Below are 13,690 nucleotides of genomic sequence, written 5' to 3' on the forward strand. Positions count from 1 at the left end.
CTCCGACCACAACCCTACCCCATCGTGCCCGCACATGCGGGGCTTTTCACCAAACTGGCGCAGAGCAGGTATTGGACTATAAAGGATGCACGCTTTTTACGCTGCGCGACCAGCAGGTCAGCAACTGAATGCTCGGAACACGCAGTTTATTGATGCATGACACTCATCCCATGGAAAAGAGGTGCTAGCATAGAGCCATCAGTCGACCTCAGCATGCACCCTAACTAGTAGTCAGGATATGACCGAGCCAGAAGACCCCAGCCGTGAGCGTCTCAAGCAGCATTTTGCCCAGCGGGTAATTCATCAGGCACGTCAAATTCTTGAGATCTGGCAGCGCCTGCAACGCAGCGAGTGGTCCGGCACCGACCTTTCCGAACTCAGCGAGGCCAATTTGCGCCTGCTGCGGTTTGCCGAGCGTTTCGAACAACCGGAACACAGCCAACTGGCGCAGCACATCGGCGAATCCCTCAGGGCCGTGGACGAGAACCGGGGGCGCCTGAGCAGCCACCTGATCACCGAACTCAACCGCTTGATGCAGCGCCTGTCGCGCACCGGCCTGCGCCAGGGCGACCAACTGGAACAAACCTTCCTGCCGCCGATGCGCAAGCCGATCTACGTGATGCTGGCCGATCATGACCGCGCCGAGCGCTTGGCCAAGCAGTTGGAATTTTTTGGCATGAGCGCCCAATCCCTCGACAGCGTGGCGGCGTTTCGTGCGTCGATGGCCGAGCGCTTGCCTTCGGCAATCGTGATGGATGTGGATTTCTGCGGCACTGGCCTGGGCCTGAAACTCGCCGCCGAAGCCCAGGAAGGCCTGGAGCAGAAACTACCGCTGCTGTTTTTCAGCTTGCACGAAACCGACACCCCCACTCGCCTGGCCGCCGTGCGCGCCGGGGGCCAGGAGTTCCTGACCGGTACGCTGGAAGCCTCCAGCCTGCTGGAGAAGATCGAAGTGCTGACCTGCGTCGCCCAGTACGAGCCCTATAAAGTGCTGATCATCGACGACTCGCGGGCCCAGGCACTGCACACCGAGCGGTTGCTCAACAGTGCCGGCATCGTCACCCGCACGTTGATCGAGCCGATCCAGGCGATGGCCGAACTGGCGGACTTCCAGCCCGACCTGATCATCCTCGACATGTATATGCCCGCCTGTACCGGTACTGAACTGGCCAAGGTGATCCGCCACAACGACCGTTATGTCAGCGTGCCGATCATTTATCTGTCGGCCGAGGACGACCTGGACAAGCAACTGGACGCCATGAGCGAAGGCGGCGACGACTTCCTCACCAAACCGATCAAGCCGCGCCACCTGATCACCACCGTACGCAACCGTGCGGCCCGCGCGCGCAACCTCAAGGCACGGATGGTGCGCGACAGCCTGACCGGCCTGTACAACCACACCCACATCCTGCAATTGCTTGAAGACTGCAGCTTCCGCGCCCGTCGCGAGAACAAGCCGCTGAGCTTTGCCATGCTCGATATCGACCACTTCAAGCGCGTCAATGACAGCCACGGCCACCCCATGGGTGACCGCGTGATCAAGAGCCTGGCACTGTTCCTCAAGCAGCGCCTGCGCAAGACCGACTACATCGGGCGCTACGGTGGTGAAGAGTTCGCCATTGTGATGCCCGATACCGACCTGGAATCGGCGTGCCAGGTGCTGGACGAGATTCGCGGACGCTTTGCCGAAATCCACTACCCGGCCCAGCCCCAGGATTTGTGGTGCACGTTCAGCGCCGGGCTGGTGGAGCTGTGCGACGGTTCCGACAGCCTGATGATGGCCGCCCAGGCCGACGAGGCGCTTTACCGCGCCAAGGATGCCGGGCGTAACCGTGTGCAAGCGGCGCGCACATCAAAGCAAAGTGCCACCTTTTCACCGGAATCCACTGATTCGGTCATAACCTTGTAATGAAAACGCAATAACTTCAGGCACTTATCTTCTGCTGTCGGTTGAAACCACGCATGCGCCTGAAGCTGCTGACCAATCTCAATACTCTTCTGCTGGTGGCCGTGTGCCTGGCGCTGGGAGCGACGCTGTGGTGGTCGCAACGCGCCCTGGAACGGCCTTATTTACTGATGGAGCGCTACCTGGGCCTGTCACAGACCTTTCAAAACCAGGCCGCGCGCAATATCGACGACTACCTGGCCAGCGGCGATGCGCTGCGCCTGAGCAGCGCCAGCCAGAGCCTGGAAGGCCTGCTGCAGCATCTGGATGAACTGCCTGCGAACCTTGCGCAAAACCTGCGCCCCAGCCTGGTGGAACTGGACACGTTCAGCAAAACCGACTTACTGGCGGCCGGCAAGCTTGCAGGCGACCCACAAGCCTTGCTGCTGCAAGCCGAACGTGAATTGGGCGCTAACCTGGAGCAACTGGGCCAGTACGCCATCGGGGTGAACACCCCTGACGCCGCACGCTATCTCCCCCCCTTGCTCGCCGCCTCCCAGCACCTGGGCAAACTGTCCCTGGCCCGCGATAAACTGGTGAGCAGCGGTCGCGCAGAATTGGCCGATGATGTGGAACGTGAAGTCGGCAACATCCGCAGCCAGGCTGACCTCCTGGAGCAGTTGCCATTGCTTGGGGTGAAGGCCAGCGCCGAATCCAGTGCCGACGACTTTTCCGCGCTGATGGGCCTGGAAAACACTGAAAAGACCGAAGCCCAGGACACCGGCGTCGACCTCAAGCGCGAGCTCAACAGCCTGCTGACCCGCTACCCCGCTGAACTCAAGCGCACCCGCGAACAGATCCAGCAACGCGCGGACCTGGCCACCAGCACCCACCTGAAAATCAACGCCGTGCAGGAAGCCATCGCGGGCCTGGAGCCGGCCGTGCGTGCGCAGCACGGCAAGATCCAGGGCGAAGTGCGCCTGATACAAGGCGTGATGATCGGCCTTATCCTGTTGATCGCGCTGCTCATCGACACCCTGCAACGGCGCCTGGCACGGGTGCTGACCAACCTGGCGCCGGCGCTGTCGACCTGGGCGGAAGGCGATTTCAGCCAGCCGATTGCCCTGGGCAAGACCAACCGAGAACTGCACGATATAGAGGCCTCGTTGAACCGCCTGCGTGCCTACTTGGTGGACCTGGTGGGCACGATCCGCGGCAACGCCGAGGAAGTCGCCGGCAGCAGCCGCGCCCTCGCCGAACTGAGCAGCGGCCTGCACGACGGCGCCGAACGCCAGGCCGGCGATACCGCGCAGATCCGTGATTCGCTGGGCGAACTGGAAGCAACCATCCAACAAGTTGCCGGTGATGCCAGCCAGGCAGCGGGCGCCAGCCGCAGTGCCGGCCAAGCGGTGGAGCAAGGCCAGCGGGTTATCGGCCTGAGCCTGACCGGGCTGCATGCCCTGGTCGGCGAAGTGCAGCAAAACGCACAGATGATCGAAAAACTCGCTGAAGAGTCCGCCACTATCGGCGGCGTGCTGACGGTGATTCGAGCGATTGCCGACCAGACCAACCTGCTGGCCCTCAACGCCGCCATCGAGGCCGCCCGCGCCGGTGAAGCCGGGCGTGGTTTTGCCGTGGTCGCCGACGAGGTCCGCTCGCTGGCCCAGCGTACGGCTGGCGCCACTGCAGAGATCCAGACCCTGATCGCCGGCCTGCAAAACGCCGCCCACCAATCGGTGCAGGGTATGCGCACCCAGGTCGAGCACGCCGAGGCCACCGCCGAACAGGCCCAGGCCGCGGACGGTGCGCTGGATGAAATCGTCGGCGCGATCCAGACCATTTCCGACACCGCCGTGCGTATCGCCGATGTGACCGCGCAGCAAAGCGGTGCCGTCAGTGAGATTCGCGATAACAGTGAGCGGATTCACCAGTTGGGCGAGGATAATCTGCTGCGCATTGGCCAGGGCCGTCGCCAGGGCGAACATCTGCTAGTGCTGGGCGGGCAGCTCAATACGGCCGTACAGGCGTTCCGCGTCTGACCCGATCTCAGCCTGGATGGAGATCAACGGTGGGCGCTGGCTTGCCCGCGATTGCGGCCTGCCAGGGCAGGAGAGGTTGCCTGACCCACTGCAGCCGCAGGCAAGCCAGCACCTTCAGGGATCTGCCTATGACTGGATCAAGGGCCACAGTCATAAATTTTGCGCAATCCTCGCTAATCGTGCCGCCTACTGCATAGAACTGGACAGTCACAAAGGCTTTGCGGCATAGTCGCCGAGTTCTGCCGTACCCACATCAATAACAAGGAACAGCCGATGGCGACCTTACTGGTTCTTCACGGACCCAACCTGAACCTGCTTGGCACCCGCGAACCGGGCGTCTACGGGGCAGTCACCCTCGATCAGATCAACCTCGATCTTGAACGCAGGGCGCGTGAAGCCGGCCACCATCTGCTCTACCTGCAAAGCAATGCCGAGTACGAATTGATTGATCGTATCCATGCCGCGCGTGGCGAAGGCGTGGACTTTATCCTGATCAATCCCGCCGCTTTTACGCATACAAGCGTTGCATTACGTGACGCGTTGCTGGCGGTGAGCATCCCATTCATCGAAGTGCATTTGTCGAACGTGCACAAACGCGAACCTTTCCGCCATCACTCTTACTTCTCCGACGTAGCGGTAGGAGTGATCTGCGGCCTTGGCGCCAGCGGTTACCGACTGGCCCTGGAGGCCGCCCTGGAACAGCTTGAAGAACAGGCCAAGCGCCCCTGACCGACCCTTGGGAGTTGATGATTCATGGATATCCGTAAAGTTAAGAAACTGATCGAACTGCTGGAAGAATCCGGTATCGACGAGCTGGAAATCAAGGAAGGCGAAGAGTCCGTACGGATCAGCCGTCACAGCAAGACCCCGGCCCAACAGTTCTACGCGCCACAGATGCAAGCACCGGCCCCGGCTGCTGCACCTGCCGCCGCGCCTGCTGCCGCCGCCGCACCTGCCGCCCCAGCCGCGCCTGCGCTGAACGGCTTCGTGGTCAAGTCGCCAATGGTCGGTACCTTCTACCGCACCCCGGCACCGACCTCGCCAGCCTTCGTTGAAGTCGGCGCAACCGTGAAAGTGGGCGACACCATCTGCATCGTGGAAGCGATGAAGATGATGAACCACATCACGGCTGAAAAAGCCGGCGTCATCGAATCCATCCTGGTAGAAAACGGTCAGCCGGTTGAGTACGACCAGCCGCTGTTCACCATCGTTTGAACCGCGGAGCGCCTTCGATGTTGAAACCTGCGAAGAAACTGCAAAAAGTCCTGATCGCCAACCGCGGCGAGATCGCGCTGCGTATCCTGCGCGCCTGTAAGGAAGAGGGCATCAAGACCGTCGCTGTTTACTCGACGGCCGATACCGAATTGATGCACGTGAAACTGGCGGACGAAAGCATCTGCATTGGCCCGCCACTGGCCACGAACTCGTACCTGAAAGTCTCGAACATCATCGCCGCCGCAGAAGTGACCGGCGCTGATGGCATCCACCCGGGCTACGGCTTCCTCGCGGAAAACGCCGATTTCGCCGAACAGGTGGAAAAATCCGGGTTTGCCTTCATTGGCCCTAAAGCCGAAACCATTCGCCTGATGGGCGACAAGGTCTCGGCCAAGGACGCCATGATCGCCGCCGGCGTGCCAACCGTTCCTGGCTCCGATGGCCCGCTGCCTGAAGACGAGGCAACTGCCCTGCGCATTGGTCGCGAAGTCGGTTACCCGGTGATCATCAAGGCCGCCGGTGGCGGTGGTGGTCGCGGCATGCGCGTGGTGCACAAGGAAGAAGACTTGATCGAAGCCGCCAAGCAGACTCGCTCCGAAGCGGGCGCCTGGTTCGGCAACCCGATGGTCTACCTGGAGAAGTACCTGACCAACCCACGTCACGTGGAAGTGCAGGTATTGTCCGACGGCCAGGGCCACGCCATCCACCTGGGCGACCGCGACTGCTCGCTGCAGCGCCGTCACCAGAAGGTACTGGAAGAAGCTCCGGCACCGGGCCTGGATGAAAAAGCCCGCCAGGAAGTCCTGGCGCGCTGCGTCAAGGCGTGCATCGACATCAACTACCGTGGCGCCGGTACTTTCGAGTTCCTCTACGAGAACGGTCGTTTCTACTTCATCGAGATGAACACTCGTGTGCAGGTAGAGCACCCGGTTTCGGAGATGGTCACCGGTATCGACATCGTCAAGGAGATGCTGAGCATCGCCGCCGGCAACCCGTTGTCCTTCGCCCAGGACGACGTGAAGATGCACGGCCACTCCCTGGAGTGCCGCATCAACGCCGAAGACCCGAAAACCTTTATCCCAAGCCCTGGCCTGGTCAAGCATTTCCACGCGCCCGGCGGCAACGGCGTACGTGTGGATTCGCACCTGTACAGCGGCTACAAGGTTCCGTCCAACTACGACTCGTTGATCGGTAAGCTGATCACCTGGGGCGCCACCCGCGACGAGGCCATGGCCCGCATGCGTAACGCCCTGGACGAAATCGTCGTCGACGGCATCAAGACCAACATCCCGCTGCACCGGGACCTGGTCCGTGATGAAGGCTTCTGCGAAGGTGGTGTGAACATTCACTACCTGGAACACAAGCTGGCCAATCAGTAAGTGCTCCACCCAACACAGCCGCCTTCGGGCGGCTTTGTTGTTTCTGACCGCCCGACTTTCCTGGATGGATGCATTCCCCCTGTGGAAGCGGGCTTGCTCGCGAAGGCGGCGTGTCAGCAATGGAGGCGTCGATTGGCACACCGTATTCGCGGGCAAGCCCCCTCCCACATTTGGTCCGTGTTCACTCAGCACAGTCGTCTTCTGCTGTTCGCTCGCGTAAACTTGCGCGCTTTCGCGACCCAGCAGTCGCACACTCATTTTTTCAAAGGTGCCCGCCATGCCTTGGCTGCAAGTCCGTCTCGCCATCAGCCCAGAACAAGCCGAAACCTATGAAGACGCTTTCCTCGAAGTAGGCGCCGTCTCGGTAACGTTCATGGACGCCGAAGACCAACCGATCTTCGAACCGGAACTCAACACCACGCCGTTGTGGTCCCACACCCACCTGCTGGCCCTGTTCGAAGACGGCACCGATGCCGCCGCCGTGCTGGCCCACATGGAGTTGCTCACCGGCAGCCCGCTGCCAGAGCATCACAGCGAAATCATCGAAGACCAGGACTGGGAACGCAGCTGGATGGACAATTTCCAGCCGATGCGTTTTGGCCAGCGCCTGTGGATCGTGCCGAGCTGGCACGCCGCGCCTGAGCCGGAGGCCGTCAACCTGCTGCTGGACCCGGGCCTGGCGTTCGGCACCGGCACCCACCCGACCACCGCGCTGTGCCTGGAATGGCTGGACGGCCAGGACCTGACCGACAGCCACGTGCTGGACTTCGGCTGCGGCTCGGGGATCCTGGCGATTGCCGCCCTGTTGCTGGGCGCCAAGGAAGCCGTGGGCACCGACATCGACGTGCAGGCGCTGGAAGCCTCCCGCGACAACGCCGGGCGCAACAACATCCCTGAAGGCAAATTCCCACTCTACCTGCCGGAGCAATTGCCCCAGGTGCAGGCCGACGTGCTGGTGGCCAACATCCTCGCCGGCCCGCTGGTGTCACTGGCACCGCAGCTGTCGAGCCTGGTCAAGCCGGGCGGCCGCCTGGCGCTTTCGGGCATCCTTGCCGAACAGGGTGAAGACGTCGCTGCCGCCTACGCGAAGGATTTCGAGCTGGATCCGATCGCCAACCGCGATGGCTGGGTACGCATCAGCGGTCGTCGGCGCTAGAATGAGCGCTTGCCTGAATCGGATGGCCGCATGACCGACAGTTTCGTCACCCAGTGCCCGCATTGCCAATCGCGCTTTCGCGTCAGCCATGCTCAATTGAGCGTGGCCCGTGGCGTGGTTCGCTGCGGTTCGTGCCTGCAAGTGTTCAATGCCGCTCGCCAGTTGCTCGATCAGCGCGCGGCGGGCTCAGCGCCGCCTGAGCTGCCGGCCGCGGTTGAACCAGAGCCGCCACGGGCAATCAGTCAGAAACAGTGGACGGCCGAAGAGCTGGACCTGGACAACCTGGACCTGGACGAAGAGCTGGCCAAGCTGGAGCGCCGCGAGATTCAGCACACGCTGCCTGTCAGTGCAGAACGCCGCCAGGCGGGACATGACCGTCGCCAGAAGGAAGAGGCCCTCAGCGCCAGCCGTGACACGCTCAAGGCCGAAGAGGAAAAATGGGCCGCCAGCCTGTTCAGCGAACCGCCTGAAGAGCGCCCCCTTGCCACTGAAGACGAACCCGAACCGACCATTGCGCCTGCGACCCGGCAGCGCACAGAGCCATCCATGTCGTTCCACACCGACGACATAGACGACGAACCGCCACTGCGCTCCACCCCGGACGATGACGACGTCGATCCGCCCTTCACGCCGCTGACCAAAGCCGCCGAAGCAGCCGATCCCAATGAGCGCCCCCCACTGCGTCGCAAGCGCCCGCGCCCTGAAGCCAGCGTCCACGACGATCTGCTCCAGGACCTGGAAGACGACCCGCTGCACCTCTACGCGCAAAAACGCCCGTCGGGCTGGGGCCGCCGCCTGATCTGGCTGTTGCTGGTGCTGATCGCCGCCGCCGGCCTGGCAGGGCAGTACATCGCCTACCAATTCGACGACCTGGCTCGCCAGGACGCTTATCGCCCATGGTTCCAGCAACTGTGCCCTACGCTGGGCTGCACGGTACCGTCACGGGTGGATATCGCCCACATCAAGAGCAGCAACCTGGTGGTGCGCAGCCACCCGGACTTCGCCGGGGCGCTGGTAGTGGACGCGATCATCTATAACCGTGCGACTTTCTCCCAGCCCTTCCCGCTGCTGGAACTGCGTTTTGCCGACCTGAACGGCGGCCTGATTGCCAGTCGTCGCTTCAAACCCGCCGAATACCTCAGCGGTGAGTTGGCCGGTGTTAGCGAAATGCCATCGCAAACCCCAATCCACATCTCCCTGGACATCCTTGATCCGGGCAACAAAGCCGTGAATTACAGCCTGAGCTTTCACTCACCCGAGTGAATCCGGTCAACCCTTGAGGTTTGACGGCGGGTTATTGACTAAGCCCGGCGCAACCAAACCGGCGGCGATAAAGAAATAACTGTTCAGATTTTATCCAATTCAGCCTTTATCCAGTCATCGAGAGCGGGTATCATGCCAACCCTTTTTCGAACTCTAATGATCCGGCCCCACAACAGGGAAGTCCTATGTCGGCGGTACGCATCGGCCCATACATATTGCAGAACGGCTTGATTCTCGCCCCGATGGCGGGCGTCACCGACCAGCCCTTTCGTCAGCTGTGCAAGCGTTTGGGCGCGGGTCTAGTAGTCTCGGAAATGGTCACCAGCGACATGAGCTTGTGGAACACCCGCAAATCGCGGATGCGCATGATCCACGAAGGTGATCCCGAGCCCCGCTCGGTACAGATCGCCGGTGGGGATGCACAGATGCTGGCGGATGCGGCCCGGGCCAACGTGGAGTTGGGGGCGCAGATCATCGACATCAACATGGGCTGCCCGGCCAAGAAGGTCTGCAACAAGGCCGCCGGTTCTGCGCTGTTGAAAGATGAGCAGTTGGTTGCCGAGATCCTGCAGGCCGTTGTCGCCGCAGTGGATGTGCCGGTCACCCTGAAGATTCGTACCGGCTGGGACCGGGACAACAAGAACGGCCTGACGGTGGCGAAGATCGCCGAACAGGCTGGAATTACAGCGCTGGCGGTGCATGGCCGCACCCGCGCCGACCTTTACACCGGTGAAGCCGAGTACGACACCATCGCTGCGATCAAGCAGGCGGTGTCGATGCCGGTGTTTGCCAATGGCGACATCGATTCGGCCGAGAAAGCCCGGCGCGTACTGCACGCCACCGGCGCCGATGGCCTGTTGATTGGCCGGGCTGCCCAGGGGCGGCCGTGGATTTTCCGTGAAATCGAGCATTTTCTGCGTACCGGTGAAGTGTTGCCGGCACCGGAGTTGATCGAGGTGGAACGTATTCTGCTAGAGCATCTGGCCGCCCTGCACGCCTTCTATGGGGACGTGATGGGAGTACGCATTGCTCGCAAGCATGTCGGCTGGTATCTCGCAACCCTGCCGGGCGCCAGGGAGTTTCGCGCCCACTTCAATCGTTTGGATGATACGGAAGCACAGTGCGCCAACGTTCGTGAGTTCTTCAGCGAGCGTTACAAGAGCCTGAGGACAGGGGACGGAGAGGGGGTGGCCGCATGACGATGATGACCGAGACTTTAGTGAGTGGAACAACACCCGTGAGCGACAACGTCAATTTGAAACAGCACCTCAACACGCCGAGCGAAGAAGGCCAGACCCTTCGCGGGAGTGTCGAGAAGGCGCTGCACAATTATTTCGCCCACCTTGAGGGCGCTTCCGTCACGGACGTGTACAACCTGGTGCTCTCCGAAGTCGAGGCGCCCTTGCTCGAAAGCGTGATGAACTACGTCAAGGGCAACCAGACCAAAGCCAGTGAGCTGCTGGGCCTCAACCGTGGCACCTTGCGCAAAAAGCTCAAGCAATACGATTTGCTGTAAGCATTCAATCAAACCAGAAAGGCGCCCGCGTAAAAACGGTCGCCTTTTTTGCTGACTCCTTTGCTTTTGATGGAAATTGAAATGACCGACCAGACTACCCGCCTGCCGATCCGCCGCGCCTTGATCAGTGTTTCCGACAAGACCGGGATCCTCGAATTTGCCCGGGAGCTGGAAGCCCTGGGCGTGGAAATCCTCTCCACGGGCGGGACCTTCAAACTGCTGCAGGACAACGGCGTGGCCGCAGTGGAAGTGGCGGACTACACCGGCTTCGCAGAAATGATGGACGGTCGGGTCAAGACCCTGCACCCGAAAATCCACGGCGGCATCCTCGGCCGTCGCGGTGTCGACGATGCCATCATGACCGAGCACGGCATCAAGCCGATCGACCTGGTGGCCGTTAACCTCTACCCGTTCGAAGCCACCATCAACAAGCCAGGCTGCGACCTGCCGACCGCCATCGAAAACATCGATATCGGTGGCCCGACCATGGTTCGCTCGGCCGCCAAGAACCACAAGGACGTGGCCATCGTGGTCAACGCCAGCGACTACGCCCACGTGCTCGAAAACCTGAAGGCCGGTGGCCTGACCTACGCCCAGCGTTTCGACCTGATGCTCAAGGCGTTCGAACACACCGCCGCCTACGACGGCATGATTGCCAACTACATGGGCACCGTGAACCAGGCCGCCGAAACCCTGAGCACCGAAGGCCGCAGCCAGTTCCCGCGCACCTTCAACAGCCAGTTCATCAAGGCCCAGGAAATGCGCTACGGCGAGAACCCGCACCAGAGCGCGGCGTTCTACGTTGAGGCCAAGCCAGCCGAAGTCGGCATTGCCACCGCGACCCAACTGCAAGGCAAGGAACTGTCGTACAACAACGTGGCCGACACCGATGCCGCGCTGGAATGCGTGAAGAGCTTCGTCAAGCCAGCCTGCGTGATCGTCAAGCATGCCAACCCCTGCGGCGTGGCCGTGAGCCCGGACGCGGAAGGCGGTATCCGCCAGGCCTATGAACTGGCCTATGCCACCGACACCGAGTCGGCCTTTGGCGGCATCATCGCCTTCAACCGTGAACTGGATGCCGAGACCGCCAAGGCGATCGTTGAGCGTCAGTTCGTTGAAGTGATCATTGCACCCTCCGTCAGCGAGGAAGCCCGCGCCATCGTGGCGGCCAAAGCCAACGTACGCCTGCTGGCGTGCGGCGAGTGGTCGGCCGACCGCGCGGCGGCCTGGGACTACAAGCGCGTCAACGGCGGCTTGCTGGTACAGAGCCGTGACATTGGCATGATCGGCAGCGAAGACCTGAAAGTGGTGACCAAGCGCGCGCCGACCGAGCAAGAGATCAACGACCTGATCTTCGCCTGGAAAGTGGCCAAGTACGTTAAGTCCAACGCCATTGTCTATGCCAAGAACCGCCAGACCATTGGTGTCGGCGCCGGCCAGATGAGCCGCGTGAACTCGGCGCGTATCGCCGCGATCAAGGCTGAGCACGCCGGTTTGCAGGTAGTGGGTTCGGTGATGGCTTCCGACGCATTCTTCCCATTCCGCGATGGCCTGGACAATGCCGCGAAAGCTGGCGTGACCGCCGTGATCCAACCGGGTGGCTCGATGCGTGATGCTGAAGTGATCGCCGCCGCTGACGAAGCCGGCATCGCCATGGTCTTCACCGGCATGCGCCACTTCCGTCACTGATCCAACATTGCCCAGTGGGCACTGGCTTCTGTGGGAGCCGGCGTGCCTGCGATCGCATCACCTCGGTGCACTTGATACACCGAGGCGCCAGCATCGCAGGCAAGCCAGCGCCGACAGAAACGCGGCCCACCGTGTTCCCAAGAATGTGCGTCATCCGAGGTTTTTGAAATGAATGTTTTGATCATTGGCAGCGGTGGCCGTGAACACGCCCTGGCCTGGAAAGTAGCCCAGGACCCGCGCGTCCAAAAAGTTTTCGTAGCACCCGGCAACGCCGGTACCGCCATTGAAGCCAAGTGCGAGAACGTCGCCATCGACGTGCTGGCCCTTGAGCAACTGGCAGACTTTGCTGAAAAGAACGTCGCCCTGACCATCGTCGGCCCGGAAGTCCCGCTGGTTGCCGGTGTCGTGGACCTGTTCCGCAGCCGTGGCCTGGACTGCTTTGGCCCAACCGCCGGCGCTGCCCAGCTGGAAGGCTCCAAGGCGTTCACCAAGGACTTCCTGGCCCGCCACAAGATCCCGACGGCCGACTACCAGAACTTCACCGAGATCGAGCCGGCCCTGGCTTACCTGCGTGAAAAAGGTGCGCCGATCGTGATCAAGGCCGACGGCCTGGCCGCCGGTAAGGGCGTGATCGTGGCGATGACCCTGCAAGAAGCCGAAGACGCTGTGCGCGACATGCTCGCCGGCAACGCCTTTGGTGACGCCGGTTCACGCGTCGTGATCGAGGAGTTCCTCGACGGCGAAGAAGCCAGCTTCATCGTGATGGTCGACGGCAAGAACGTCTTGCCAATGGCCACCAGCCAGGACCACAAACGCGTCGGCGACGGCGACACCGGCCCGAACACCGGCGGCATGGGCGCTTACTCCCCTGCCCCGGTAGTCACCGCCGATGTGCACCAGCGCGTCATGGACCTGGTCATCTGGCCCACCGTGCGCGGCATGGCTGACGAAGGCAATGTCTACACCGGCTTCCTGTACGCGGGCCTGATGATCGACAAGGCCGGCAACCCGAAAGTCATCGAGTTCAACTGCCGTTTCGGCGACCCGGAAACCCAACCGGTGATGCTGCGCCTGCAATCGAGCCTGGTGCTGCTGGTAGAAGCCGCCCTGGCCCAGGCCCTGGACAAGGTCGAAGCGCAGTGGGACCCACGTCCGAGCGTCGGCATTGTGCTGGCGGCCGGTGGTTACCCTGCCGACTACGCCAAGGGCGACGTCATCGAGGGCCTCGACGCTGCGGCTACGCTGGAGGGCAAAGTGTTCCATGCGGGCACCGCGCTCAAGGATGGCAAGGTCGTGACTGCCGGTGGCCGCGTACTGTGCGCTACTGCCATGGGCGCCAGTGTCGACGCCGCGCAGCAACAGGCGTACAAGCTGGCCGCGAAGATCGATTGGAAAGGCTGCTTCTACCGCAAGGACATCGGCTACCGCGCGATCGCCCGTGAACGGGGCGAGAACAGCTAAGCAGCCGCCGTCAGTAGCTATCCGTTCGGCTAGGCAAGGGCCTCAGGCCCTTGCCGTATGCAGCCCGACCCGCGCATAGTTAACCCG

General features: G+C 62.0%; 11 protein-coding genes. All 11 read left to right on the forward strand.

Annotated elements, in window-relative coordinates:
• Positions 1-238 precede the first annotated feature (238 nt).
• The 11 genes from CQ002_RS11795 to purD all read left to right on the forward strand — a co-directional run bounded on the left by CQ002_RS11795 (position 239) and on the right by purD (position 13,603).
• Positions 239-1,909, forward strand: a complete 1,671-nt coding sequence (locus tag CQ002_RS11795; RefSeq protein WP_069021453.1) for a PleD family two-component system response regulator — start codon at positions 239-241, stop codon at positions 1,907-1,909.
• Between the two features lie 1,466 nt (positions 1,910-3,375).
• Positions 3,376-3,924, forward strand: coding sequence for a methyl-accepting chemotaxis protein (locus CQ002_RS28825; RefSeq protein ID WP_371919450.1), 549 nt, complete (start codon positions 3,376-3,378; stop codon positions 3,922-3,924).
• Between the two features lie 273 nt (positions 3,925-4,197).
• Positions 4,198-4,653 carry a type II 3-dehydroquinate dehydratase gene (gene aroQ, locus CQ002_RS11805; protein WP_003171482.1) on the forward strand — a complete coding sequence of 152 codons (456 nt, stop codon included), beginning with the start codon at positions 4,198-4,200 and terminating at the stop codon, positions 4,651-4,653.
• Between the two features lie 24 nt (positions 4,654-4,677).
• Positions 4,678-5,139, forward strand: coding sequence for an acetyl-CoA carboxylase biotin carboxyl carrier protein (gene accB, locus CQ002_RS11810; protein ID WP_017136744.1), 462 nt, complete (start codon positions 4,678-4,680; stop codon positions 5,137-5,139).
• Between the two features lie 17 nt (positions 5,140-5,156).
• Positions 5,157-6,518, forward strand: coding sequence for an acetyl-CoA carboxylase biotin carboxylase subunit (accC, locus tag CQ002_RS11815; protein WP_105161586.1), 1,362 nt, complete (start codon positions 5,157-5,159; stop codon positions 6,516-6,518).
• Between the two features lie 277 nt (positions 6,519-6,795).
• Positions 6,796-7,674 carry a 50S ribosomal protein L11 methyltransferase gene (gene prmA / locus CQ002_RS11820; RefSeq protein WP_034105562.1) on the forward strand — a complete coding sequence of 293 codons (879 nt, stop codon included), beginning with the start codon at positions 6,796-6,798 and terminating at the stop codon, positions 7,672-7,674.
• Positions 7,675-7,704: 30 nt separating this feature from the next.
• On the forward strand, positions 7,705-8,937 hold the full coding sequence (locus CQ002_RS11825) for a DUF3426 domain-containing protein (RefSeq protein WP_034105563.1): 1,233 nt from the start codon (positions 7,705-7,707) through the stop codon (positions 8,935-8,937).
• Between the two features lie 185 nt (positions 8,938-9,122).
• Positions 9,123-10,136: a tRNA dihydrouridine synthase DusB gene (dusB, locus tag CQ002_RS11830; RefSeq protein ID WP_034105564.1), complete on the forward strand. Its 1,014-nt coding sequence runs from the start codon at positions 9,123-9,125 to the stop codon at positions 10,134-10,136.
• Positions 10,133-10,453: a DNA-binding transcriptional regulator Fis gene (gene fis / locus CQ002_RS11835; RefSeq protein ID WP_002555375.1), complete on the forward strand. Its 321-nt coding sequence runs from the start codon at positions 10,133-10,135 to the stop codon at positions 10,451-10,453. Before dusB ends, fis begins: the two co-directional genes overlap by 4 nt.
• Positions 10,454-10,534: 81 nt before the next feature.
• Positions 10,535-12,142 carry a bifunctional phosphoribosylaminoimidazolecarboxamide formyltransferase/IMP cyclohydrolase gene (purH, locus tag CQ002_RS11840; protein ID WP_034105566.1) on the forward strand — a complete coding sequence of 536 codons (1,608 nt, stop codon included), beginning with the start codon at positions 10,535-10,537 and terminating at the stop codon, positions 12,140-12,142.
• Between the two features lie 168 nt (positions 12,143-12,310).
• On the forward strand, positions 12,311-13,603 hold the full coding sequence (purD, locus tag CQ002_RS11850) for a phosphoribosylamine--glycine ligase (RefSeq protein ID WP_034105567.1): 1,293 nt from the start codon (positions 12,311-12,313) through the stop codon (positions 13,601-13,603).
• Positions 13,604-13,690 lie beyond the last annotated feature (87 nt).

Source organism: Pseudomonas sp. MYb13 (assembly GCF_002980075.1).
In the GTDB taxonomy this organism is placed as follows: Bacteria; Pseudomonadota; Gammaproteobacteria; order Pseudomonadales; family Pseudomonadaceae; genus Aquipseudomonas; species Aquipseudomonas lurida.

Excerpts from the sequence above, each read along its gene's own strand:
- CQ002_RS11825 (WP_034105563.1), top strand. The coding sequence starts at position 7,705 with ATGACCGACAGTTTCGTCACCCAGTGCCCGCATTGCCAATCGCGCTTT.
- prmA (WP_034105562.1), top strand. The coding sequence starts at position 6,796 with ATGCCTTGGCTGCAAGTCCGTCTCGCCATCAGCCCAGAACAAGCCGAA.
- CQ002_RS28825 (WP_371919450.1), top strand. The coding sequence starts at position 3,376 with ATGATCGAAAAACTCGCTGAAGAGTCCGCCACTATCGGCGGCGTGCTG.
- dusB (WP_034105564.1), top strand. The coding sequence starts at position 9,123 with ATGTCGGCGGTACGCATCGGCCCATACATATTGCAGAACGGCTTGATT.
- purD (WP_034105567.1), top strand. The coding sequence starts at position 12,311 with ATGAATGTTTTGATCATTGGCAGCGGTGGCCGTGAACACGCCCTGGCC.
- accC (WP_105161586.1), top strand. The coding sequence starts at position 5,157 with ATGTTGAAACCTGCGAAGAAACTGCAAAAAGTCCTGATCGCCAACCGC.
- CQ002_RS11795 (WP_069021453.1), top strand. The coding sequence starts at position 239 with ATGACCGAGCCAGAAGACCCCAGCCGTGAGCGTCTCAAGCAGCATTTT.
- purH (WP_034105566.1), top strand. The coding sequence starts at position 10,535 with ATGACCGACCAGACTACCCGCCTGCCGATCCGCCGCGCCTTGATCAGT.
- fis (WP_002555375.1), top strand. The coding sequence starts at position 10,133 with ATGACGATGATGACCGAGACTTTAGTGAGTGGAACAACACCCGTGAGC.
- aroQ (WP_003171482.1), top strand. The coding sequence starts at position 4,198 with ATGGCGACCTTACTGGTTCTTCACGGACCCAACCTGAACCTGCTTGGC.
- accB (WP_017136744.1), top strand. The coding sequence starts at position 4,678 with ATGGATATCCGTAAAGTTAAGAAACTGATCGAACTGCTGGAAGAATCC.